Below are 22,860 nucleotides of genomic sequence, written 5' to 3' on the forward strand. Positions count from 1 at the left end.
GGCCGCGTTCGCGCTCATTCGTCGCATACGACCACCAACCCCTTGGAACCAACCATCTAGTGGATGTCCAGCGCCACCATGTCGTCGACGGTCTCTCGGCGGATCACCAGCCGGGCATCGCCGTCGGCCACGAACACCACGGCCGGCCGGCCGATGCGGTTGTAGGGGGCGCCCATCGAGTACCCGTATGCCCCTGTCACCGGCGTGGCCACGAGGTCGCCCGCTTGGAGTCCAGCGGGCATCGGGGCTGAACGCACGATCACGTCGCCCGATTCGCAGTGCTTGCCCACCAGCCGCACCCGAGCTGGGCGTGGCTCTGCTGCCCGGGCCGGCATGAACGCCGTGTAGTCGCTGCCGTAGAGCATCGGGCGCGGGTTGTCGCCATAGCCGCCGTCGACGGCCGCATAGGTCCGTACTCCCGGCACCTCCTTGATGGCACCCACCGTGTAGAGCGTCAAGGCAGCCGCCGCGGCAATCGCACGGCCCGGCTCAGCCACGAGTCGCGCCCGGAGGCCGTGTTGGTTGCTCAGCGCATCCCACCTCTGCGACAGGACCGCACCCCACTCGGTGATCGTCGGCGCCCGCTCCGATTCCACGTAGGCGACGCCGAGCCCACCGCCGATCGACAGCTCTTCCAGACGGCCGGCAGCCAGCCCCGAGCCGCCGAACAGCGGGGCCGCGAACTCCGCAACCACCTCCAGCGCCTTGGCGAGGCTCTCCACTCGGAACACCTGACTGCCGATGTGGCAGTGGATGCCCACGAGCTCGACCGAGGCCGCAGAAGCGGCCCGCTCGACGGCAGCCGCCGCGATGCCCTGGCCGAAGCCGAAGCCGAACTTTGAGTCGGCCTGCCCGGTCGAGATGTACTCGTGTGTCTCAGCCCGCACGCCGGGCGTGACCCGCAGCAACACCCGCGGCACCATCCCGTCGGCACGGTGCAGCTCGTCGAGACGGTCCAGCTCGTCCGCCGAATCGACGACGATGCGGCCCACACCTGCCGCGCGAGCCATCCCCAGCTCCGCGACTGACTTGTTGTTGCCGTGCAGCACGATCCGCTGCGCCAGGCTCTCGGCGGTGTCGCCATCGAACGCCCGCAGCACGGTCGCCAGCTCACCGCCGCTCGACACGTCGATGTCCATGCCTTCGGAGATCGCCAACCGCGCCATGGCCGCGCACAAGAACGCTTTGGCGGCATACGCCGCTCCCCCATCGAAAGCCGCAACGGCCTCGCGGCAGCGCGCACGCAGGTGCGCTTCGTCATAGACGAACAGCGGCGTGCCGAACTGAGCTGCCAGGTCGACCAGGCCGCAGCCACCAACACGCAGGCGCCCCTCCTCGGAGACCTCGGAGGTCTGCGGCAGCAGCCGGAACGGGATCGGGTCGCTGGGATCGTCGGTGGGCGCATCGGTGCCACCGGCTGCGGTGCCCGGTGAATCAGGGCTCATGGCCGGACCGTCACTTCCCGCTCACATCGCCGACGGCGCGTCCACGCCGAGGAGGTCCAACCCGATCGCCAAGCCGATGCGCGTGCCCTCAGTCAGGCAAAGCCGAGCGTCGCGCACCTCCGGCGGCACGTCGCGGAGCAGGATCGGGCAGTCGTGATAGAAGCCGTGGAAGGCGCCAGCCAGGTCGCGCACCCATGTCGTCACCTTGTGGGGCGCCCGCTCTCGCTGCGCGATCTCCACCACTGAGGGCAGCACCTCGAGCGCTCGCAGCAGCGCCAGCTCGCGCTCGCCATCGAGCGTCGACAGATCAGTGCCGGCAGGCGGTACGGGCGCGACCCCATCCGACTCAGCCCGTCGAGCCACCGACGCGATCCGAGCGTGGGCGTACTGCACGTAGAAGACCGGGTTCTCCGAGGCCTGCGCCGACAGCAAATCGATATCGATGGTCTGACGCGAGTCGATCGACTGCAGCAGAAAGGCGAAGCGCGCCACGTCGGGCCCCACCGCGTCGATGAGCTCACGCACTTCCACCATCGTGCCGGTGCGCTTGGACAGCTCGATGACCTCGCCGTCACGCATGAGCGTCACGTTCTGGCCGACGATCGCCTCGTAGGAATCGGGCGGGTGCCCCAGCATCGCCATGGCTGCTGCGATGCGGGGTACGTAGCCGTGGTGGTCCGCACCCAGCACATCGATGACGCGATCGACCTTCCGATCGTCGGAGTTATGCAGGTCATTGTCTGCTGTCACGCCCCGACGTTGCAGCCGTCGGAACCGGCCAAGGTCGAACTTGGCGTCGTGGTACGCGATGTCCGGCAAGAAGTAAGTGGGCTCGCCGTCGCTACGAACAAGCACCCGATCCTTGTCGTCGCCGACTTCACTGGTAAGCAGCCACTCAGCACCACCTTCGGCACGCGTCCAAGGGCGCTCACGAAGTCGGTCGAGCGCTGAGTCCATCGCACCAGACGCAGCCAATTCCGACTCGTGCTGCCAATGATCGAATGAGACGTTCATGGACCCGAGCGAGTCGCGAACATCGCGCAGCGCCCGACCGATGCCCCACCTAGCGGCGAAGCGGGTTTCGGCAGAGCTTCCGAGGGGAATCGGCGCGTGGCCCGCTTCGAGCGCAACTGCCCGCAACAGTCGCGGCAGATCGGCCTCCGAGTCCGTTTCGGGCCACAGCTCGCCAGAAAGCTCACCGGCCCACTCAACGACATAGTCACCGTGGTAGCCGTCGTCGGGCACGGGCTGCCCGGTCATGCGCGCGACCAGTGACTGTCCGAATAGCAGGACCTGTTTGCCCAAGTCGTTGACGTAGTACTCGGTGACCGTTTCGTAGCCGCAACGTCGAAACAAACGGGCCAAGCTGTCGCCGAAAGCGCCCCAGCGGCCCCCGCCGGCGTGCAGCGGACCGGTGGGATTGGCGGACACGAATTCCAGATTCACGGTTTGCCCGTCGCCGCTATCGAGGCGTGCGTACTGCTCGATTCCCTCACGGAGAACCGCGCCGAGCACCTCGTGCAGCCACATGGGCGCCAGGTGGAAGTTGACGAATCCTGGGCCGGCGACCTCGGCGCGTTCGAGGTGCGGCAGGCCTGCGAGCTCGAGCTGGGCCACGACGCGTTCCGCCAGCTCGCGCGGAGCCATCTTTGCCGCCTTTGCGTACACCATGGCAGCGTTCGACGACCAATCGCCGTGATCGGCTCGCGATGGACGTTCCAAACGGAGACGCGACCCGTCGGCGTCGATGCCAAGACCCGCAAGGGCACCTGCGATCGCGCCGGTGAGCGCCTGCTCTATCACCGTTGCGAAGCTACCCCTGCTGGACGCTGATCCCGGGTTCAATTGCGGCCGAACAGCCGCAGTTTGCCGTTGCCTCCTCGTCGGCACCGACGATGTACGAGCCTCCATCGCACCCGGCTCAGCCCCGCCGGGGACTGCCTCAACGGAATCGTGACGCGGACTCTGCACAGCATCAGCGGTCGACTGGGCCGAGTTCTCGGGCACTGGGGGAGTTGTCGCCGTCGTGTTCGCGGCGCCGCCGGTGCACCCCCAAGCGACCAGCACAGCCGCGAACCAGCCGGCCCACGGCACTCGGCGCAAGGCCCTAGAGTCCCGCATCGCGCAATTTCGCCGCGAGATTGCTCGAATGAGCGCTGTGCCATCGGCACGCTCCGCCCGCTTCCGGTCCGAGCGCACGGCAAACCCTCACCAGCAGCACCCGATCGTGCGGCCCGTAGTCGTCCTCATGCCACGAGCCCGCGCCGGTCGTGTCCACATCGACATTCACCGACACCGCTCGGTACAGCGTTGTCGTCGTCCCCAAGAACGACTCAGGGAACACGACAAACCTCTTTTGCCCGGCTCCGTCGTCGTCGGTGAAAGAGATGAACGGCGCGGCCAGCGGGCTGATATTCGCCGGGATGCCCGGCTTGGTCGGCGGTACGCAACGGCGCCGGTGGTGTATGTGCGTCGCCTGCCGAGAGCGTTGTCTCGGCAGGCGACGCCTGTCGGTGTTGGCGTGATGGGACGGTGCTGGTCGGAGTCGTTGGGGCCGTAACCGGTTCGCCGATCTCGGGCTGGGTCCGAGGCGTGCCCGTGCACGCCCCAGCGAGCAACGCCGCCCCCGCCACAACCGTCAGTCCGCCATAGCGCCTCTTCCTGGAGTGTTCAGGACGCATCGAAGCCCAGCCGATCAGCGAGGCTCATGCTGTTCGCGCTCAGCCACTCACACGATCTGGAGCACTGAGTCGTCGATCTCGTTCGCAGGGGTCCCCAGCCGTTCATAGACCCGCCAACAGCATGCCCAAAGGAACGCCAAACCGCCAAGGGCAGCTACCAACCGCTCTTCCGCAACCCGTCGATCTCGGCCTGATACCTCTCGGGCACCTCCACTGGCCATCGCACGTCGTCCAGCCGGTCGAGGATCCCTTGAGCGAAGTATGTTCGCTGGGATGACAACAACTCGTCGCGGACTTCTGGGTCAAGTGTCGGGTAGGTCGCTGCGTACCTGCCGCACACGTGCAGCAATTCTCTGTACTCGTAGTGCGAGATGCCCGATTCACGGTCGATGTGCAGCACATCGCCCGCGGAGTTGCCTTCTCGATCGGCCAGCTTCACCTCTGGCCACGGCGAGTCCCGGCCGCATTCCTCGAAGACCTTGAAGAACGCCTCGTGCAACGGGTCAGGTTCAGAAGGCGCTGGCGACCAGAACAGCTCGGCGTTGCGCACAGTGGACAACAGCTCGCGTTCGAAGTCGTACACGACTCTCGCCTCATCACCTGCACTGTCATGCATGATCCGTGACGCAGACATCGCAGCCTGCAGCTCGAAATTGGGCAGGAAGAAGGCACCGGTGGGAATGTTGACGATATAGCTGTCGAGCAGCTCAATCGCTCCGAATTCGCTCAGCAACCGGGCTACCCCCAGATGCTGGACGGCGGGGCCGTCCCGGAGCTCCTGATACCAAAGGTCATGAAGATCGGACTCGGCACCAGCACCTACTGAGCCGTCGAGTGCCGGACTAGCTCCCGATTCCTCAGCAACCAACGACAACGCTTTCTCATACACACCGTCGCCAGCATCGGAGCAGCCCACCAATAGCCCGGCTGCGGCCATCAACACCGCCGCCACGTTCCTCAATGCACTCCTGTGATTCAAGCCAGCGCCCGCAATGGCCCTCGGCTCGCTGTTTGCCTGTTTCTCTTGTCCATACGTCATCTGCTCACCTCCCTTCATGAACTCGGCGGAACCACAGCCGCGGTGCACACGCCGACCGCCGCGGCTGTTGCCTGTGGACTCGGGGTGAGTCGCGCTCGCAAATAGAAAGCCCCGCACAGGCTGAGCCTCCCGGCGGGATCCAGCACGCCCCGGCGCAGCGCGGGCACGACATAATCCGGGTCCAAGAGCGAACCGTATTCCAACTCAGTCTGGAACAGCTGGTCCGAGTAGTAGTCGCACTGCCAGTGCTCGGCGGTGATCGGCTGGCAGCCCTCGAGCGCCTCCAACGGATCTCCCTCGGAGAAGCCGTCCGGCTTGATCATCAGAATGCGGCCGAAGTCTCCATTGCTCGTGACGATCCGATCCCCTGTCTCCACGATCCGCGGGTCCGACCTCAAGATGTACGTCCGCATGTCCTGGACCCGCCTGCACCACAGATGCGACCTGGATTCGGTCAAGGCGGTTTCGTGACACGCAGAATTGGGCGCGTAGCCGTTCGGCGGATTCCTTACGATCTTGTCCGCACCCTTGTCCAAGGGTTCCAGTTCTGTGCCGCAGCCTGAGGGGAGTTCGATCTGGCCGTCTGGGCAGTACGAGTTGATGGTGGTGGATTTGGTGAGGGTGCCCGGTCTGTTGGCGTAGGTCACCAGCACCGCAAATTGGCCGACTCTGGCGGGGGTGGCCGTCAGGGTGGCTGTGCCGGCATAACGGGTGACAGCAGCGGAGATCCCCTCGGGGAACGCCGACGCGATCTGGACTGTGGCAGCACCGGGCTGGAAATTCCAAGTGCTGGTCACCTCGGTGCCGTTCTCGACGCGCACCTCGGCAGGCTGGCCCGCGGCGCGTGGTGTGTGGTCGACGGTGGCGGTGAGGGTGTAGTCGCCGGTGGTGCGGGTGGGGTTGTTGGTGCTGTGGGCGTGGTAGGTGGTGGCCTCGATGGTGTAGTGGCCGGGTCGGAGGAACACGTCGGCGAGACGGCTGTCGCGCCAGTGCAGGCTGTGGGTGGCGGCGTTTTGGGCGTCGTCGTTGTGGGTGATGTAGGTGCCGGTGCCGTCGGGTGCGTGGCCTCGCAGGAGTACCAGGTAGGTGTCGATGCGCTGGGTGTTCGTCGCTGCTGACTCGAGGGTGATGGTGACCCAGCCCGGGCTGTTGAGGGTGAAGGTGTGCCGGCGGGCCTGATAGGTGCTGGTGGCGGTTTTTCGGGGGTGGCGGGTCGAGGTGCAGCCGTCTGTGGCGGCGAGGGTGCCGCTGGTGGTGGCGGTGGCGGTGGCGGTGAGGGTGCCGAGGGTGTCGTTGCAGTCGTCGCTGTTCGCGGTCGGTGTGGTGGTCGTCGGCGGGGTCGGTGTGGCGGCGGGCGGGGGGGTCGTTGTGTCGGTGTTTGTGGGTGTGGGGTGGGCGGTGAATCGTGTGGCGGCGAGGTCGCGGTTGGTGCGGTGGTCACAGATGACGATGACCCATACGGCGGTGCCGGCGGCCACGTCGAGGGTGACGGTGCGCGACGCGCCTGTGGCGGGTGCGACCTGGGGGGTGCCTGGGGTGGCTTGGGCGCTGCATCGCGCTGCGGCGGGGGTGACACCGAACGTGTCGGACACTTCGGCGCTGGTCGAGTCTGTGGCGGGGGTCGCAGAAGCGTGGTCGAGGCCGTCGATCTCGACGTCGGGGACGGGCGCGGCGTCGGCGGTGAACCGGGCGTCGGCGGTGGCGGTGCTGGTGCTTGTCGTGCAGGTCACCGTGACCGCGACGGTGGTGCCCGCGGCCACGGTGTGGGTCACGGTGCGCGATGTGCCTGCGGCGGGTGCGATCGCGGCGCCGTGGGGCGTCGCGGTGCACGTCGCGTCGGCGGGGGCGACACTGAACGTGTCGGACGCCTCGGCGGTGGCGGCGCCCGCGGCGGGGGTCGCCGACGCGTCGGCGAGGCCGCTGATGACCACATCTGGGGGCGGGTCGGGGGCGTCTGCGATGGTGAGGGTCATGGTGAACGCGCCGTCCTGGCGGGGCGCCGCGGTGGTCGCCTCGACGGTGTAGCCGGCTGCGGCGAGGCTGACCGCTGACAGCAGCGCGTCGCCGCTGTGGGCGCCTGAGTTGTCGTCGTGGCGCGACAAGCTGCGGTCCGCGTTGGTGAGGTACACATAGGCGTCGGTGGACGAGGACACCCCCGCCGTCGCGGTCGCCGCGCCGGCGACAGAGAACGTGTACCGCACCGCCCGGTAGGGCACCTGCGCGGAGCCCCGGTTGTCCGAGGTGCACCCCGCGGCCCATGTCCCGCTGCGGGTCACCGTGCCCGCCCCCAGCGCCCCCAGCGCCACCGAGCACCCCCCGCCGCCGCCGTCTGCGTCTGCGTCGTCGGGGCACGGGTTGGCCTCGTGGGTGCCGTCAGCACGGTGGGTGCGGCAGTCGCCGTTCGCCTCGGTGTGGTCCAGATGGCACCACGAGCCGCTGTAGGTGTGCTCGTGGCGTCCCGACACGCACGCGTCGTCGTCATCGTCGTCGTCTGCGCTGTCGTCGGGGCACGGGTTGGCCTCGTGGGTGCCGTTAGCGCGGTGGGTGCGGCAGTCGCCGTTCGCGGCGGTGTGATCGGGATGGCACCACGAGCCGCTGTAGGTGTGGCGGTGACGGTCCGACACGCACGCATCGCTGCCGCTGCTGGCGCCGCCGCAGCTTCGCGCGCGGGTGTAGCGGTCGTGGTAATAGTGGTCGCCGTCGCCGCAATGGCTGCGATCGGCGTGATTCGCGTGCCAGTAGCCGTGCGGCGCAGAATGCTGCCCGCTGCGGTCGATCGGGGTCAGGCTCTCAGGATCCGACACTCCCCCATTCGACGGCGGCGCCGTCGTCGGCGTCGTCGGCGTCGTGGACCGCACCCCGCAGAAATGGCCGTGGCCGCTGTTCGCGCCCTCCGCCTCGCCGTAGCTGAACGCACCCGACCCGTAGCGATCCACGCAGTCATGGGCCTGCGCCGACGATCCCCCCAACACGCCCTCCGCCAGCCACCACGCCCCCACCAGCACACCCCCGGCCAGCACAAGACGCACCCACAGCCGCCACCCCTCGCCCCGCCGCGGCGCCCCCGACCCCGACACACCCATGAGCACAGCACATCAGACAATGAGACACACTGCAACACAGACCCCCGAGCCCAGGGCTGCGACTGCACGTGCTCGCCACCCCCGCAGAACTTCCGGCCGCGTTCGCGCTCATTCGTCGCATACGACCACCAACCCCTTGGAACCAACCATCTAGCAGGGTGCTGAAAAAGTCCCGATTCGAGGGCAGCGCGATCCCAAACCCCCAGGTCAGACGCTTGTAGATCTTGCGAAACCTGCGTTCTTCAGCATCCTGCTAGTGGATGTCCAGCGCCAGCATGTCGTCGACGGTTTCGCGGCGGATCACCAGCCGGGCATCGCCGTCGGCCACGAACACCACGGCCGGCCGGCCGATGCGGTTGTAGGGGGCGCCCATCGAGTACCCGTATGCCCCTGTCACCGGCGTGGCCACGAGGTCGCCCGCTTGGAGTCCAACGGGCATGGGGGCTGAACGCACGATCACGTCGCCCGATTCGCAGTGCTTGCCCACCAGCCGCACCCGGTCGGGACGGGGCTCGGCTGCACGGGCCGGCATGAACGCCGTGTAGTCGCTGCCGTAGAGCATCGGGCGCGGGTTGTCGCCGTAGCCGCCGTCGACGGCCGCATAGGTACGTACGCCCGGCACTTCCTTGATGGCTCCCACCGTGTAGAGCGTCACCGCGGCAGCTGCGGCGATGGCACGCCCCGGCTCAGCCACGAGTCGCGCCCGGAGGCCGTGTTGGTTGCTCAGTGCATCCCACCTCTGCGACAGGACGGCACCCCACTCGGTGATCGTCGGCGCCCGCTCCGATTCCACGTAGGCGACGCCGAGCCCACCGCCGATCGACAGCTCTTCCAGACGGCCGGCAGCCAGCCCCGAGCCGCCGAACAGCGGGGCCGCGAACTCCGCAACCACCTCCAGCGCCTTGGCGAGGCTCTCCACTCGGAACACCTGACTGCCGATGTGGCAGTGGATGCCCACGAGCTCGACCGAGGCCGCAGAAGCGGCCCGCTCGACGGCAGCCGCCGCGATGCCCTGGCCGAAGCCGAAGCCGAACTTTGAGTCGGCCTGCCCGGTCGAGATGTACTCGTGTGTCTCAGCCCGCACGCCGGGCGTGACCCGCAGCAACACCCGCGGCACCATCCCGTCGGCACGGTGCAGCTCGTCGAGACGGTCCAGCTCGTCCGCCGAATCGACGACGATGCGGCCCACACCTGCCGCGCGAGCCATCCCCAGCTCCGCGACTGACTTGTTGTTGCCGTGCAGCACGATCCGCTGCGCCAGGCTCTCGGCGGTGTCGCCATCGAACGCCCGCAGCACGGTCGCCAGCTCACCGCCGCTCGACACGTCGATGTCCATGCCTTCGGAGATCGCCAACCGCGCCATGGCCGCGCACAAGAACGCTTTGGCGGCATACGCCGCTCCCCCATCGAAAGCCGCAACGGCCTCGCGGCAGCGCGCACGCAGGTGCGCTTCGTCATAGACGAACAGCGGCGTGCCGAACTGAGCTGCCAGGTCGACCAGGCCGCAGCCACCAACACGCAGGCGCCCCTCCTCGGAGACCTCGGAGGTCTGCGGCAGCAGCCGGAACGGGATCGGGTCGCTGGGATCGTCGGTGGGCGCATCGGTGCCACCGGCTGCGGTGCCCGGTGAATCAGGGCTCATGGCCGGACCGTCACTTCCCGCTCACATCGCCGACGGCGCGTCCACGCCGAGGAGGTCCAACCCGATCGCCAAGCCGATGCGCGTGCCCTCAGTCAGGCAAAGCCGAGCGTCGCGCACCTCCGGCGGCACGTCGCGGAGCAGGATCGGGCAGTCGTGATAGAAGCCGTGGAAGGCGCCAGCCAGGTCGCGCACCCATGTCGTCACCTTGTGGGGCGCCCGCTCTCGCTGCGCGATCTCCACCACTGAGGGCAGCACCTCGAGCGCTCGCAGCAGCGCCAGCTCGCGCTCGCCATCGAGCGTCGACAGATCAGTGCCGGCAGGCGGTACGGGCGCGACCCCATCGGACTCAGCCCGTCGAGCCACCGACGCGATCCGAGCGTGGGCGTACTGCACGTAGAAGACCGGGTTCTCCGAGGCCTGCGCCGACAGCAAATCGATATCGATGGTCTGACGCGAGTCGATCGACTGCAGCAGAAAGGCGAAGCGCGCCACGTCGGGCCCCACCGCGTCGATGAGCTCACGCACTTCCACCATCGTGCCGGTGCGCTTGGACAGCTCGATGACCTCGCCGTCACGCATGAGCGTCACGTTCTGGCCGACGATCGCCTCGTAGGAATCGGGCGGGTGCCCCAGCATCGCCATGGCTGCTGCGATGCGGGGTACGTAGCCGTGGTGATCGGCACCCAGGACGTCGATGACGTGACTGCCGCGGCCGAACTTGGCGTCGTGGTAGGCGATGTCAGGCACGAAGTAGGTGGGCTCGCCGTCGCTGCGGTACAGCACCCGGTCCTTGTCGTCACCGTGCTCGCTGGTCGCCAGCCAGACAGCCCCCTCTTCCTCATACACCCACCCGGCATCGCGAAGCCGCCCCATGGCCTCGTCCATGGCTCCGGAGTCCACGAGCGCGGCCTCGCTCTGCCAGCAGTCGAAGCTGACGTTCATGGCCGACAGCGACTCGCCGACGTCGCGCAGGGCGCGCCTCATGCCCCATTTCGCAGCGAATTGAACTTCGATGGGGGTTCCGACAGGAATCGGCGCATGCCCCTCTTCGAGCGCCGCGTTTCTCAACAAATTCGATACATCGGCTTCGGCCCCCGCACCCGCACGCAACTTGGCCGCGAGTTCGTTGGCCCACTCCACGACGTAATCGCCGTGATAGCCGTCGTCGGGCACCGGCTCACCGGTCATGCGCGCCACCAGCGACTGCCCAAACAGCTGCACTTGGGCGCCGAGGTCGTTTACGTAGAACTCGGTGACGGTCTCGTAGCCGCAGCGTTGAAACAGGCGGGCAAGGCTGTCGCCGTACGCACCCCACCGCCCTCCGCCGGCATGCAGCGGTCCGGTTGGGTTGGCGGATACGAACTCCAAGTTCACCGTCTGGCCCTGACCGATGTGGAGGCGTGCGTACTGCTCGGTTTCTTCGCGCAGCACTGAGCGAAGCACCTCGTGCAGCCACGTGGGCGCCAGGTGGAAGTTGACGAATCCTGGGCCGGCGACCTCGGCGCGTTCGAGGTGCGGCAGGCCTGCGAGCTCGAGCTGGGCCACGACGCGTTCCGCCAGCTCGCGCGGAGCCATCTTTGCCGCCTTTGCGTACACCATGGCAGCGTTCGACGACCAATCGCCGTGATCGGCGCGCGATGGACGTTCCAAACGGAGACGCGACCCGTCGGCGTCGATGCCAAGACCCGCAAGGGCACCTGCGATCGCGCCGGTGAGCGCCTGCTCTATCACCGTTGCGAAGCTACCCCTGCTGGACGCTGATCCCGGGTTCAATTGCGGCCGAACAGCCGCAGTTTGCCGTTGCCTCCTCGTCGGCACCGACGATGTACGAGCCTCCATCGCACCCGGCTCTCGGCGCGGCGCAATTCGCCGCACGGGGTGTCCCCGAACATTCGGCGGCGTGAATGCCGCGCGATTCGACGGCGTGACAACCTCGCGCTATGGATCTCGACCTGACGTGGGTGAACGTTGCCGCCAGCCTGACTCTGGTGGCCGCTGTCGTAGTGCTATCGGCATGGCTGCGCCTCGGCATCACGCGAGGTGTCGTCGTGGCGGCAGCACGGGCAGCGGTCCAGCTCTCGGCCGTGGGCGGCGTGCTCATCGTGGTGCTGCGGCCAGAAGCGGCCCTCGTGTGGTCCTGGCTGTGGGTGGCCGCCATGGTGGTGCTGGCGACCGGTGTGGTGCGGCGCCGCACACGGCGCCTCAAACCGTTCCAACCGTCGATCGGCTTGATCGTGGCCGCGGTGATCGTGCCGCTGGGCGTCTGCCTCGCGGTGACGTTCGGGCTCGGCGTCTTTGCCCTGACGCCGACAGCGCTGGTGCCCGTCGCCGGCATCCTGCTCGGCAATTCGTTGCCGACAACGATTGCTGCAGCCGCACGTATTGAGGAACTGCTGTCCGACGAACGCGGTCAAATCGACGCCATGCTCGCCCTGGGCTTTGACGGCAGCTCGGCAATCCGCCCGCAGGTTCGCAAGGCGATCCGATCAGCGCTCGTCCCTCAGGTGGAACGCACCAGCGTGGTGGGCCTGGTGGCATTGCCCGGCGCGATGACCGGCATGATCCTGGCGGGAGCCGACGCGCTCGACGCTGTCGCAGCACAGATGATCGTGATGTTCCTGATCTTGGGGGGCGTCGCGTTCACGGTCGCTGTCGTGGTGCTCGGGACCGCCCGCAGGGTGATGACGCCCGATGGTCGCGTGGCACGGCCGCTGTACACCCAAGCCGTGCCCGACGGCTCGCCAGCGAACCCGCCCAGCCGGCGCGCCGGTCTTGTGCGGCGTTGGCGGCTGGACGTCTTCGCAAGAGCGGGGCGCGACGGCGGTCGGTAGCTTTGCCGGACATTGAGTCCGGACATTCGAGCTCAGCCCGGACGTTCAGCCCTCGTAGCTCAGGGGATAGAGCATTGGCCTCCGGAGCCATGTGCGCAGGTTCGAATCCTGCCGAGGGCGCTTCGCCGGCTCCATGCCGGCCGAGGGCGCTCAGCTCGATGCTGACCACCCGGTCAATTCGGTGCGCTGGATGACGATGGCAGCGCCGACCGGTGGCTGCGTGGCGTACTGGGGATAGCGCTCGCACAGCAGCTTGATCGCATGTCGGTGCTGTGCACCCTCGGTGTGCACCACAGCGCGGCCGCGCAGGCGCACCCACCACAGGCGCTCCCAGTTCATGTCGTCGTAGTGCTCGATCAGCATCGTGACCTCGGGAAAGCGTCGAACATTGTCGAGCCGCTTGAGGTCCATGGTCGTCTTGGGCTTGTGGTCGACGGCTGTCACCACGACATCATCCTCGAATGCGTACGTGCACGGCACGAGATCGACGCGCCCGTCGGCACGGATCGTCGCTAGTGTCGCCACCCGACCCTCACACAGCAGCGCCAGCAGTTCGGCCTCGGTCACGGCGGGCCACCCTAGAGCACCGCGGCGTCGATCCAGCACTTGAGCGCCAATGTTCCCACGGTCTCCGAGCCAGGTCGTCCCGGACCGTTCGCGAGGCACCTGCCATAGTCTTGGATCGTGGCAATGACTGGGGCAATGACCGGGGCAACGACTGGGGGTCCCCAAGCATCGGGCGGCGCGCCGCCGCGCTGGACCTTCCAGTGGAAGGAGCTGTACGACGAGGTCATCACCACAGGGCTGTGCACGGGCTGTGCCGGCTGCGTGATCTCCTGCCCGCACGACGTCATCGGCTACGAGCACGTCCAGGGCGGCTTCATGCCGTTCCACCTCGAATCCGAGCTGGGGCTCGAAGACTGCGGCCACGGCCAGAAAGGCTGCACAAGCTGCACCCGCGCCTGCCCCCGCTTCCGCACGTGGGAAGACGAAGCCGACGACTTCATGTTCGGTCGGCACCGCACGGGCGAAGAGCCTTCGGGCGTGTTCAAGGACATCATCCTGACAAGGGCCTCTGACGACTTCGTCCACGAGATCGGCCAGGACGGCGGGCTGGTTTCGGCGATCCTCATCTGGGCGCTCGACCACGGCTACATCGACGCCGCCCTGACGTCCTACGTCGGCGAGGGCGAGGGCAACCAATGGACGGCGTCGCCCGGCGTTGCCTTCAACCGCGACGACGTGCTGCGCGGCGCTGGCAGCCGCTACACCTATTCGGCCAACACGCTCGCCTACAACGAGGCGATCGAGGCCGGCGCCCAGAAGCTCGCTCTTGTCGGCATGAGCTGCCAGAGCTCGATCGTGCCCGTCGCCAAGTCCCGCAAGGTGGGCAAGGTCGGCAACCGGTTCGTGCTGAACATCGGATTGCTGTGCTCGAAATCGTTCGATGAGGCCATCTTCGAAGAGCTGTTCGAGCAGAAGTACGGGCTCGACCGCCATCTCATCCGCAAGACGAACATCAAGGGCGTCTTCCAGATATGGACCCACGACGGCGGCTACTACGAGATCAACCTCAAGGAATGCCACGCTTGGACCCGCGAGGGATGCAACCACTGCCCCGATTTCGCCGCCGAGCACGCCGACATCTCGACCGGCGGCATCGGCAAGTACAGCGACTGGACCCTCACCATCGTCCGGACCGACATCGGCCGCGAGATCATCATGAAGATGCTCGCCGACGGCTCACTCATCGGGCGTCCCGGCGACGAAGACCCGGGCGCTATCGCTCTCATGCACAAGCTCAGCGAGAAGTCGCGGGTCCGCTGGCCGAAGTTCGCCTGGGAGAAGCCAGCGCTGCTGCCTGAACCCACGAAGAGGTAGCCCACGCCGCAGCCGGCGTCAGCTCACAGGCAGAGGTTGATGAAGTCGACGATGTCGGGTCGGACCTCGGTACTGGCCATGAAGTGGCTCAGCCGGTGGGCCGGCACCACATCCTGTGCTCGGGCCAGCGAGCATGCACACAAGCTCCGCAAGCGGTCCGATCCAGCAGAACACTCGTTGAGGTAGGCCTGCTGCTGGGCATCGGACCATTGCGCCGGCGGTCCAGCCTCACGGCAGTCGACGAGCGCTGCGGCAAGATCGGGAGAGAATTCCAGGGCGCCCGACATGCGATCCTCAAAGACCTCGAGATCGATGGCAGTGAGGTTGCCCTCCATGCGGTCGGCGGCGCAGTGGCACGGTCCCACGAGCCCAGCGTCGGCGACGCACGCATCCATGAAGGCGATCAGCGGCTCGATTGCGAGCACCCCGGGAGCGCCGTCGCCGGGAACGGTCGGCGGGGCAAGCGTGCCGGGGTTGCCGAGGGGCGCGTCGGAATCCGTTGCGCCATTTCGGGTGGTCGCCGGCGCCACCTCAATCACGGTCGTTGAGCATGCGACAACGCCCGCCAACGCCAACACCGCTGCAACCCAACACGCGCCCCGCAGCAGCAGAGGCCGCCATGCCTCAGGCGGATGGAAGATTCGCCAGCCGGCGCGCATCGCGAAGCACCGTATCGGCCATGTCGGCGGTGAGGCGGCCGGTGAACGTGTTCTGCTGACTGGGGTGGAACGAGCACACGATGCGGGCGATCCCGCCCAACGCTTCCGAGCCGCTCGATCCTGCGACAGCGGGCACCTCGGTGGTCACGCCGTGGCCGAATCGGGGCCGAGGCCGCACACCACCAAGCGTGCACAGCACGCCGTAGGCGAAGGCGCCGAGGGCGACCGCAACGCGGGCATTGACGAGCAGCGCCAGCTCGCGCTCGAGGAACGGCCGGCAGGCATCCCGTTCAGCAGGGGTGGGCTTGTTCGCTGGCGGCGCGCAGCGAACCGCAGCGGTGATGTACGCATCACGCAGCTCCAGTCCGTCGCCTGCGCGCTCAGAGGTCGGCTGATTTGCGAAGCCGCAGCGGTGCAGGGCCGCGTACAGGAAGTCGCCAGAACGGTCGCCGGTGAACATCCGACCGGTGCGGTTCGCGCCGTGTGCAGCCGGCGCCAGCCCGACGAGCACAACCGCTGCGGCCGGATCTCCGAAGCCGGGCACGCCTCGCCCCCAGTAGTCCTCGTCGGCGAATGCGGCTCGCTTCTGGGCCGCTGTCTGCTCGCGCCACGCCACGAGCCGATCGCAGCGCCTGCACGCCGCGACCTCGTTGTTCAGCAAGCGCAGCGCTGCGCCGCCAGAGGCGTTACCGGACGACGGGGATGCGGCGCTCATCGCTGCGAGTGTGCCAGTCGCCGGCGCTGCGCGCGTGCCGTCTGGCGCCGCTGCGCGGCGACCCAGACAAGTAGCTTCGGCACGGTGCCAGCCCGACCTCGACCCACGCTGCTGCTGTTCGTCCGCCACGGTCTCACCCCGACGACCGGCGTCGAGCTGTACGGCCGTCGTCCGGGAGTGCACCTTTCCGACGCCGGCACCCAGCAGGCGCAGCGTGCCGCCGAGCGCATTGCTGCGGGGGGACGCCGCGTCGCGGCGGTGTATGCCAGCCCGCTGGAACGGGCTCAGGAGACCGCCGCCCCGATTGGTGCGGCCCTCGGACGCAGCGTGCGCATACACGACGGCCTCAACGAAGCAGACATGGGGCGCTGGACAGGTCGCAAGCTCAGCCAGTTGCGCAAGTTGGCCGCGTGGTCACAGGTGCAGCGCTACCCCAGCGGCTTCCGCTTCCCTGACGGCGAGACGTTCCGCCAGATGCAGGCGCGCATCGCTGCGACTGCAGGTGAGCTGGCAGCCCGCCATCGCGGCGCGACGGTTGTCGCCGTCAGCCACGCCGACCCCATTCGGGCGCTGGTAGCTGACGCCATGGGAACCCATCTCGACCTCTTCCAGCGGATCGTGGTGTCGCCGTGCTCGGTGACTGCGATCCTGTACAGCAATGACGGCCCCGTGGTGCTGGCCACCAACAGCACTTCAGACCTCGCAGCACTCTCTCCGGCATGACTGACGATTTCGACCTGCGCAATCCGGACGCCTTCGTGGCGGGAACGGTCGGGCCGGCTGGCCAGCGGATCTTTTTCCTGCAGGCCACAGAAGCCGGTCACGTCGTCTCGCTGAAGCTGGAAAAGGGGCAGGTCTGGGCACTGGCAAACCTGCTCAGCGAACTTCTCGAAGGCGAGAGCTACGAGGGTCCTGCGTCAACCTTTGCCAAGTTGGTCGAGCCGGTGACCGCCGCATGGACGGTCGGCCGTCTCGCGACGGGCATGGACACCGAGGGCAAGGTCATCGTGCTCATTGCCGACGAGCTCGATGACAGCGAAAGCGACAGCGACGATCCCGACGACGACGCAGATTCGGGCGGCGAGGAGCTGGCTGATGACGACGAGCGCACTGGCGGTCGCGCCCGCTTCCACCTCGACTACGCGATGGCGCTCGGATTCGCGCAGCAGGCGCTGCTGCTGGTCTCCGAAGGCCGCGACTTCGGCCAGCGCAATGGGCACCGCCCGCCCCGAGATTGATTGGCCGGCGTGAGCGAACTGGCCCCGCATCACCTGCTGCCGAAGAACGAAGACGGCACACAACTCGAATTGCCGGTCATCTGGGACGCGTCCGTGGCGGATGCCCTGGGTGTGCTGCGCACGGGCGACATCTCGGTGCTGGGGCGGATGCCCTACAGCAGCAACGCCACGTTCCTGGTGCGAATCGACCACCCCACAATGCCGACCGCTGCGATCTACAAGCCCGAGCGGGGAGAGCGTCCGCTCTGGGATTTCCCCTCCGGGTTGTACCGGCGGGAGATTGCCGCGTTCGAGCTGTCGGAGGCGCTTGGCTGGCACGTCATTCCGCCCACCGTCGAGCGGGACGGGCCCTTTGGCGTGGGCTCGATCCAGCTGTTCATCGACGCCAACTTCGAAGAGCATTACTTCACCCTGGTCAACGAAGATCGGCACCATGGCGACCTTCGGCGGATCTGCGCCTTCGACCTCATCGCCAACAACACCGACCGCAAGTCGGGGCACTGCCTGGCGTCGCGCTGGGGACCGATCTACGGCATCGATCAGGGTCTGTGCTTCGCAAGCGATTTCAAGCTGCGCACGGTCATCTGGGACTTCGGCGGCGAACCGTTCGACGACGATCTCGCCGAGGCCATCGGATCGGCAGCGCAGCCGACGCCCGCGCTGTCGCAATGGCTGCGGCCCGATGAGTTCAGCGCGCTGGCGGAGCGAGCCGAGTGGCTCGCCAACTTCGGCAAGTTCCCCGACGACGACGGCGGCCGTCGCTGGCCCTGGCCGCTGGTCTAACCAGCGAGAAGGCGACAGACGCTGGTCTAGTTAGCGGGACTTGAGCGCCTCGATCAACGCCGGCATCACCTTGTGCACGTCGCCGACGATGCCCAAGTCGGCCACGCCGAAGATCGGTGCCTCAGGGTCCTTGTTGATCGCAACGATGTTCTTGGAGCCCTTCATGCCAACTAGGTGCTGCGTGGCCCCCGAGATGCCGCAGGCGATGTAGACGTTCGGCTTCACGACCTTGCCGGTCTGCCCAACCTGCTTGGCGTAGGGAACCCAGCCGGCGTCCACGATGGCGCGTGAGGCGCCGGACGCTGCTCCCAGCAGCCCTGCCAACTCGTCGACCATCGAGTACGCCTCGGGCTGACCCAGCCCGCGCCCGCCCGACACCACCACGGCAGCGTCGTCGAGCTGTGGGCCCGAGCGCTCCTCAGCGTGGCGGCCTGTCACGACGGCCCGGCCTGCTTCGCCCGGGTCGACTGCCCCTACGGTCTCGACGCCAGCCGCGGCGGCGCCGTCATTCGGCTCGGCCTCGAAGCTCTTCGGGCGGAACATCGCCAATGCGGGCGCCGGCGCACGGTAGGCGGTGAAGATGTTCTGCGTCCCGCCGAAGATCGGCTCCTCGGTGACAATCGCACCATCGACAACCTCGACGCCGACGTTGTTGGTGGACACCGGACGATCTGCCAGCACCGCGAGCCGGGCGGCGGTGTCGCGCCCGTCGGCGGTCTGGCCGAAGAACACGGCATCAGGCGAGGTTGCTTCGATGTGGCTGGCCAGCGCGGCAGCGGCGTGCACGCCGACCAGCCCGTCGCCGAGTCCTTCGAGTGCGTACACGGTGGACACGCCGTGCGCGCCCAGCTCGGCGGCCATGGCCTCGCCGTGCACCGGGGCGAACGCGGTCACGGAATCGGCCAGCGTTCGGGCCTTGGTGGCCAACTCGAGCGTGAGGCCCGAGGGACCGTCGGCGTCGCCTTCAGCGAAGAGCAGAATCTGTGCAAGCGTCATTGGGAGTGGTTCCTGTGGGGTTCGTAGGTCAGTAGATCGGGTAGCTGGCGAGCCGGTCGAGAACGACCCTCAGGTCAGATGACCTTCAGCTCGGTGAGGAATTCGACGATGTTGGTGTGCGCATCGCCTTCATCGGTGATGATCTCGCCAGCCTCACGCTCGGCCGCATCGGTCACCTCGACCGTTTCCTGGCGGGCGCCTGCCACACCGACTGCGCTCGCATCGATGCCCAGCGCGGCGAGATCCTTCGCATCGACCGGCTTCTTCTTGGCCGCCATGATCCCCTTGAACGACGGGTAGCGCGGCTCCACTACGCCTGCGGTCACCGAGACGACCGCTGGAAGCGCGCACTCCACCTGGTCGTAGCCGGCTTCGGTCTGGCGCTGGACGCTCGCGATGCCATCGGTGATCTCGATGTGCTTCGCGAACGTGACCGACGGCATTCCCATGACGCCGGCCACCATTTCGGGAACGGTGCCCGTGTAGCCGTCGCTGGACTCGGTGCCGGCCAGTACGAGGTCGGCATCGAGCTCGCTGATAGCTGCACCCAGCACTTTGGCGGTGGCGAGTGCGTCGCTGCCGGCTAGCGCGTCGTCGCTGATCAGCACCGCGTCGTCGGCGCCCATTGCCAGCGCAGTCCGCAACCCGCTGGTCTCAGAGCGGGGCGCCATTGACACCAGCGACACCTGGCCGCCACCGGCAGCCTCTACGAGTTGCAGCGCCATCTCGACGCCGTAGGAGTCGGATTCGTCCAGAATCAGCTTGTCGTCCCGGTTCAGCGTCCGGGTATCGGACTGGAGCTGTCCCGGGATAGCCGGGTCTGGAATCTGCTTGACGCACACAACGACCTTCATGGCTCGGCAGTCTGCCGACTTGTGGCAGGTCTTCCACTCCGCATCGGTGAGACTTGCGCCGTGCGCGTCCTGCTGCTGGTCAACGACTCGGCGTCGTCAACGACCGCTCGTACACGAGTGTTGATTCACACTGTGCTCTCGGAGCGCCACGACACTGAGGTGGCGTTCACCAACCGCCGCGGGCACGCCGCTCGCCTCGCACGCGGTGCCGCGACGACCGGCACCGATGCAGTGGTGGTACTCGGCGGCGACGGCACGCTGAACGAGGCGGCCAACGGCGTGGCCGGCACCGACTGCGTGCTTGCCGCGCTGCCGGGCGGCTCGACCAACGTGTTCGCACGAACCATTGGGACGCCCGACGATCCGCTCGTTGCGACCGAGGCAGTCCTCGACGCACTCGAAGCAGGCAGCATCACCTCGGCCGGGCTCGGTCGCACATCGGGCCGCTTCTTCTTGTTCCACTGCGGCATGGGACTCGATGCCGCGATCGTGGAGCGGGTCGAGCGCCACCCCACCCTCAAGCGCTACCTGGGCCATCCGCTGTTCCTGCTCGCGGGTGTCGACACGCTGCTGCGTCACTACGATCGGCGCACCGGGACGTTGACCGCCCGCACTGCGGGGCCAGAGTCGACGCAGGTGGACAGCTGTTTCGTCATCGTGGTGGCGAACACCGACCCCTACACGTTTCTCGGCAGCCGACCAGTGCATATCGCCCCGGCGGCAACCCTGCACAACGGGTTGTCGGTGGTGGGTTTGCGATCGCTGCGCCTGGCCGACTCGTTCGACGTGCTCTCAGCGGTATTCCGCGCAAATGGCAGCCTCGGCGATATGGATCCGAGCGTGGTGCAGCGCATCGACGATGTCCGCGAGCTCACCGTGACGGGGATCCGCCCGTTCGGTCACCAGCTCGACGGCGACCATCTCGGCGCGGTCGACGAGCTGGCCATCGAGTGGGTGCCCGACGTGCTCAGGCTTGTCATGCCTTCTGGCACCGCCTGATCAGGCGCGGCGTCCTCAGGCGATCGTTCGCAACGGGATCTGCACGACCGCCTCGGAACCCGGCGGGGGCGTCCGACGCCTGACCTCGAAGGTGCCGCCGAGATCGGTCCCGCACAGTGCGCGCACGATCGAGGTGCCCAAGCCGCCGGAACGCTGAGTGTCGTACTCGTCCGGGATGCCGATGCCGTCGTCGCGCACGACCATCGACAGCAGGTCCGCCGACGGCCGGGTGATCTCGACCTCCACGCTCCCGATGGGGCTCTCGTCGAGTCCCGGCGCGGCTTCTAGCGTGTGATCCTCGATTTCCCACAACCGGGGGAACGCATGGTCGACGGCGTTCTGCAACAACTCGTTGAGCACCACCGCCAGCGATGTCGCAGTCTGCGACCGCAACATCCCCGCCTCGCAGGTGACGCTGAAGTCGATTGGCCGTTCGGGGAAGGTGATGCTCTGGCGCATCGTCTCGGTCAGCGTCTCGGCGACATCGCAGAAATCGACATCGTCGGTCGTCTCGCTCGACAGCGTCTGGTGGACAAGGGCGATGGCACGGATGCGCCGCACCGCCTCGTCGAGCGCCCGGTTTGCCTCGCGGGACTCCAGGCGGCGGGCCTGGATGCGCAGCAGCGACGAGACCGTCTGCAGGTTGTTCGTCACCCGGTGGTGAATCTCGCGAATGGTGGCGTCCTTGGAGATGAGCAGCCGGTCGCGGCGGCGCAGCTCGGTGACGTCGCGCAGCAGCACGAGGGCATTGCGCACGGGGGTATCGGTCAGCGGCAGCGCCTGCAATTGCACGGTCACGGATCGGTGCTCGACCTCGCCCACGACAGGAATGCCGCCGCTCATGGCGCGTCCCACCACGTCCGGGCCGAGATCAAGATCTCGCACACGCCGTCCTTGCACGTTGCCGCCGACGCCGATGCGGTGCAAAGCACTCACGGCATTGGGCGACGCGAATCCGATGCGAGTCGTGTCGTCGGTGAGGAACAGGCCATCGCCGACTCTCGGCGCTTCTTCGTCGGCCACATCGGCGTCGCGGTAGGGGAACAGGCCTGCGGCAACCATGCGGGCCAGCCGGCCGAACGTGGCGATGTAGGTCCGCTCCAGCTCTCCGGGATCGCGGATGTCGGTGAAGCGCGGCGTCACTTCGCTGCTCATCACAGCAATCGTCACGCCATCGAAGGTCACCGGCACCGCAGTGATGCGTGCCCGCCGGTCCCCCGGCACCCGCAGGCCCTCGCCAGTCACGATCACCCCACGGGCAAAGGCCTCCGACACCAGCGGCCGTTCGCCGGCGGCAACGCAGAGCCCGATGTGGTCGTCGCGGTACAGCGTGCGGCCGGTGGTGGGCCGGATCTGACCGATCACGGTCAAAGGAGCATCGGGGCCGAGACGCCGCCAGGGACGGGGCGTGCTGGTGTCGTCGTGCGGTTCAGGACCCGATACATCGTCGGGCAGCTCGTCGAGCGACGTCACCTGCCCGGGCGCAAACAGCAGCAAGTCCGAGAACGACAGGTCGGCCAGCAGCGACCACCACGCCATGAGGCGTCGCAGGTGCTCACGCGGGCTGTCGCGCACGTTCGCTGCGGGGCGCGGCCGGTCGGCGGGCGCCCGCATAGGAGCCTCAGTCCGCGGCGAAGCCGATGCGCCGGTCGCCAGTCGGACCCAACTCGAGAAATGCGAGCTTGTCGATGGGCACTCCGACGCGGCGTCCGCTGCGATCATTCAGCCAAAGCACCGATTCGTCGCCGCTCAATGCGGCTTCGAGCGCTGCAGCCGCATCTGCCGCGGCATCATCGTCGATCTCGACATTGAGCTCCCGACCACCGTGCGTGATGCCGATCCGGATGTCCATGGCCGCAGGCTACCGGTGGTGCCCGCGACCCCTGCCGAACGAAAGATCCGCTTGAGGTGGCTGCCGCGCAGAATTCCGGCGATTCGAGATTTGCAAAGATTGCAAACACAACAAATGCTGCAAAGCTGACAAATCTCACAAAACTGCTGCGAGTGGATCCCG

The 22,860-nt window shown here is 67.5% G+C and carries 20 protein-coding genes and 1 tRNA gene; 7 read left to right on the forward strand and 14 right to left on the reverse strand.

Annotated features, from left to right (window positions below; translation table 11 throughout):
- Positions 1-56: 56 nt before the first annotated feature.
- From lysA (ACOCMM_RS16145) to argS, 7 genes are all read right to left on the reverse strand, one after another.
- Positions 57-1,445 (reverse strand): diaminopimelate decarboxylase, encoded by a 1,389-nt coding sequence (gene lysA / locus ACOCMM_RS16145; RefSeq protein WP_419554152.1) that lies wholly within the window; start codon positions 1,443-1,445, stop codon positions 57-59.
- A 21-nt stretch (positions 1,446-1,466) separates the two neighbouring features.
- Complete coding sequence (locus ACOCMM_RS16150; protein WP_419554153.1) at positions 1,467-3,248, reverse strand: arginine--tRNA ligase; 1,782 nt, start codon at positions 3,246-3,248, stop codon at positions 1,467-1,469.
- A 304-nt stretch (positions 3,249-3,552) separates the two neighbouring features.
- Complete coding sequence (locus ACOCMM_RS16155; RefSeq protein ID WP_419554154.1) at positions 3,553-3,789, reverse strand: hypothetical protein; 237 nt, start codon at positions 3,787-3,789, stop codon at positions 3,553-3,555.
- Between the two features lie 491 nt (positions 3,790-4,280).
- Positions 4,281-5,165 (reverse strand): hypothetical protein, encoded by an 885-nt coding sequence (locus tag ACOCMM_RS16160; protein ID WP_419554155.1) that lies wholly within the window; start codon positions 5,163-5,165, stop codon positions 4,281-4,283.
- Positions 5,166-5,179: 14 nt separating this feature from the next.
- Positions 5,180-8,248 carry a hypothetical protein gene (locus tag ACOCMM_RS16165; protein WP_419554156.1) on the reverse strand — a complete coding sequence of 1,023 codons (3,069 nt, stop codon included), beginning with the start codon at positions 8,246-8,248 and terminating at the stop codon, positions 5,180-5,182.
- 253 nt (positions 8,249-8,501) lie between these two features.
- A complete protein-coding gene (gene lysA, locus ACOCMM_RS16170) occupies positions 8,502-9,890 on the reverse strand; it encodes a diaminopimelate decarboxylase (protein WP_419554157.1) in 1,389 nt (462 codons plus the stop codon).
- Positions 9,891-9,911: 21 nt separating this feature from the next.
- Positions 9,912-11,621: an arginine--tRNA ligase gene (argS, locus tag ACOCMM_RS16175; RefSeq protein ID WP_419554158.1), complete on the reverse strand. Its 1,710-nt coding sequence runs from the start codon at positions 11,619-11,621 to the stop codon at positions 9,912-9,914.
- 209 nt (positions 11,622-11,830) lie between these two features.
- Here argS and ACOCMM_RS16180 point away from each other — a divergent pair, with 209 nt between their 5' ends.
- Together ACOCMM_RS16180 and ACOCMM_RS16185 are read left to right on the forward strand one after the other, a co-directional pair.
- A complete protein-coding gene (locus ACOCMM_RS16180) occupies positions 11,831-12,721 on the forward strand; it encodes an ABC transporter permease (RefSeq protein WP_419554159.1) in 891 nt (296 codons plus the stop codon).
- 48 nt (positions 12,722-12,769) lie between these two features.
- Positions 12,770-12,841 (forward strand) — tRNA-Arg (locus ACOCMM_RS16185).
- A 30-nt stretch (positions 12,842-12,871) separates the two neighbouring features.
- Here the strand turns inward: ACOCMM_RS16185 and ACOCMM_RS16190 are convergent.
- On the reverse strand, positions 12,872-13,288 hold the full coding sequence (locus tag ACOCMM_RS16190) for a TIGR03668 family PPOX class F420-dependent oxidoreductase (protein WP_419554160.1): 417 nt from the start codon (positions 13,286-13,288) through the stop codon (positions 12,872-12,874).
- A 123-nt stretch (positions 13,289-13,411) separates the two neighbouring features.
- On the opposite strand from ACOCMM_RS16190, the gene ACOCMM_RS16195 reads away from it, so the two are divergent.
- Positions 13,412-14,602 (forward strand): Coenzyme F420 hydrogenase/dehydrogenase, beta subunit C-terminal domain, encoded by a 1,191-nt coding sequence (locus ACOCMM_RS16195; protein ID WP_419554903.1) that lies wholly within the window; start codon positions 13,412-13,414, stop codon positions 14,600-14,602.
- A 23-nt stretch (positions 14,603-14,625) separates the two neighbouring features.
- Here ACOCMM_RS16195 and ACOCMM_RS16200 read toward each other — a convergent pair whose 3' ends face one another.
- Positions 14,626-15,261, reverse strand: coding sequence for a hypothetical protein (locus ACOCMM_RS16200; protein WP_419554161.1), 636 nt, complete (start codon positions 15,259-15,261; stop codon positions 14,626-14,628).
- Positions 15,227-15,976, reverse strand: a complete 750-nt coding sequence (locus ACOCMM_RS16205) for a uracil-DNA glycosylase (RefSeq protein WP_419554162.1) — start codon at positions 15,974-15,976, stop codon at positions 15,227-15,229. The genes ACOCMM_RS16200 and ACOCMM_RS16205 overlap by 35 nt, the downstream gene beginning before the upstream one ends.
- 84 nt (positions 15,977-16,060) lie before the next feature.
- Here ACOCMM_RS16205 and ACOCMM_RS16210 point away from each other — a divergent pair, with 84 nt between their 5' ends.
- From ACOCMM_RS16210 to ACOCMM_RS16220, 3 genes are read left to right on the forward strand one after another with little or no spacing between them, the layout of a single operon-like run.
- Positions 16,061-16,699, forward strand: coding sequence for an MSMEG_4193 family putative phosphomutase (locus ACOCMM_RS16210; protein WP_419554163.1), 639 nt, complete (start codon positions 16,061-16,063; stop codon positions 16,697-16,699).
- Entirely contained in the window at positions 16,696-17,214 is a 519-nt protein-coding gene (locus ACOCMM_RS16215) for a DUF3090 family protein (RefSeq protein WP_419554164.1), read from the forward strand. The genes ACOCMM_RS16210 and ACOCMM_RS16215 overlap by 4 nt, the downstream gene beginning before the upstream one ends.
- A gap of 9 nt (positions 17,215-17,223) precedes the next feature.
- A complete protein-coding gene (locus ACOCMM_RS16220; protein ID WP_419554165.1) occupies positions 17,224-17,997 on the forward strand; it encodes an SCO1664 family protein in 774 nt (257 codons plus the stop codon).
- Between the two features lie 30 nt (positions 17,998-18,027).
- On the opposite strand, the gene ACOCMM_RS16225 is transcribed toward ACOCMM_RS16220, so the two are convergent.
- Together ACOCMM_RS16225 and ACOCMM_RS16230 are read right to left on the reverse strand one after the other, a co-directional pair.
- Complete coding sequence (locus tag ACOCMM_RS16225) at positions 18,028-18,993, reverse strand: electron transfer flavoprotein subunit alpha/FixB family protein (protein WP_419554166.1); 966 nt, start codon at positions 18,991-18,993, stop codon at positions 18,028-18,030.
- Between the two features lie 74 nt (positions 18,994-19,067).
- Complete coding sequence (locus ACOCMM_RS16230) at positions 19,068-19,847, reverse strand: electron transfer flavoprotein subunit beta/FixA family protein (protein ID WP_419554167.1); 780 nt, start codon at positions 19,845-19,847, stop codon at positions 19,068-19,070.
- A gap of 60 nt (positions 19,848-19,907) precedes the next feature.
- Between ACOCMM_RS16230 and ACOCMM_RS16235 the strand changes: the two genes are divergently transcribed.
- On the forward strand, positions 19,908-20,846 hold the full coding sequence (locus ACOCMM_RS16235; RefSeq protein WP_419554168.1) for a diacylglycerol/lipid kinase family protein: 939 nt from the start codon (positions 19,908-19,910) through the stop codon (positions 20,844-20,846).
- A 15-nt stretch (positions 20,847-20,861) separates the two neighbouring features.
- On the opposite strand, the gene ACOCMM_RS16240 is transcribed toward ACOCMM_RS16235, so the two are convergent.
- Together ACOCMM_RS16240 and ACOCMM_RS16245 are read right to left on the reverse strand one after the other, a co-directional pair.
- The gene (locus ACOCMM_RS16240) at positions 20,862-22,460 is read right to left on the reverse strand and encodes a sensor histidine kinase (protein ID WP_419554169.1); all 1,599 of its coding nucleotides are present in this window, start codon (positions 22,458-22,460) and stop codon (positions 20,862-20,864) included.
- 7 nt (positions 22,461-22,467) lie between these two features.
- The gene (locus ACOCMM_RS16245; protein ID WP_419554170.1) at positions 22,468-22,698 is read right to left on the reverse strand and encodes a DUF3107 domain-containing protein; all 231 of its coding nucleotides are present in this window, start codon (positions 22,696-22,698) and stop codon (positions 22,468-22,470) included.
- Between the last annotated feature and the right edge of the window lie 162 nt (positions 22,699-22,860).

The sequence above is a fragment of the Candidatus Poriferisodalis sp. genome, assembly GCF_965198245.1.
Taxonomy (GTDB): domain Bacteria; phylum Actinomycetota; class Acidimicrobiia; order Acidimicrobiales; family Poriferisodalaceae; genus Poriferisodalis.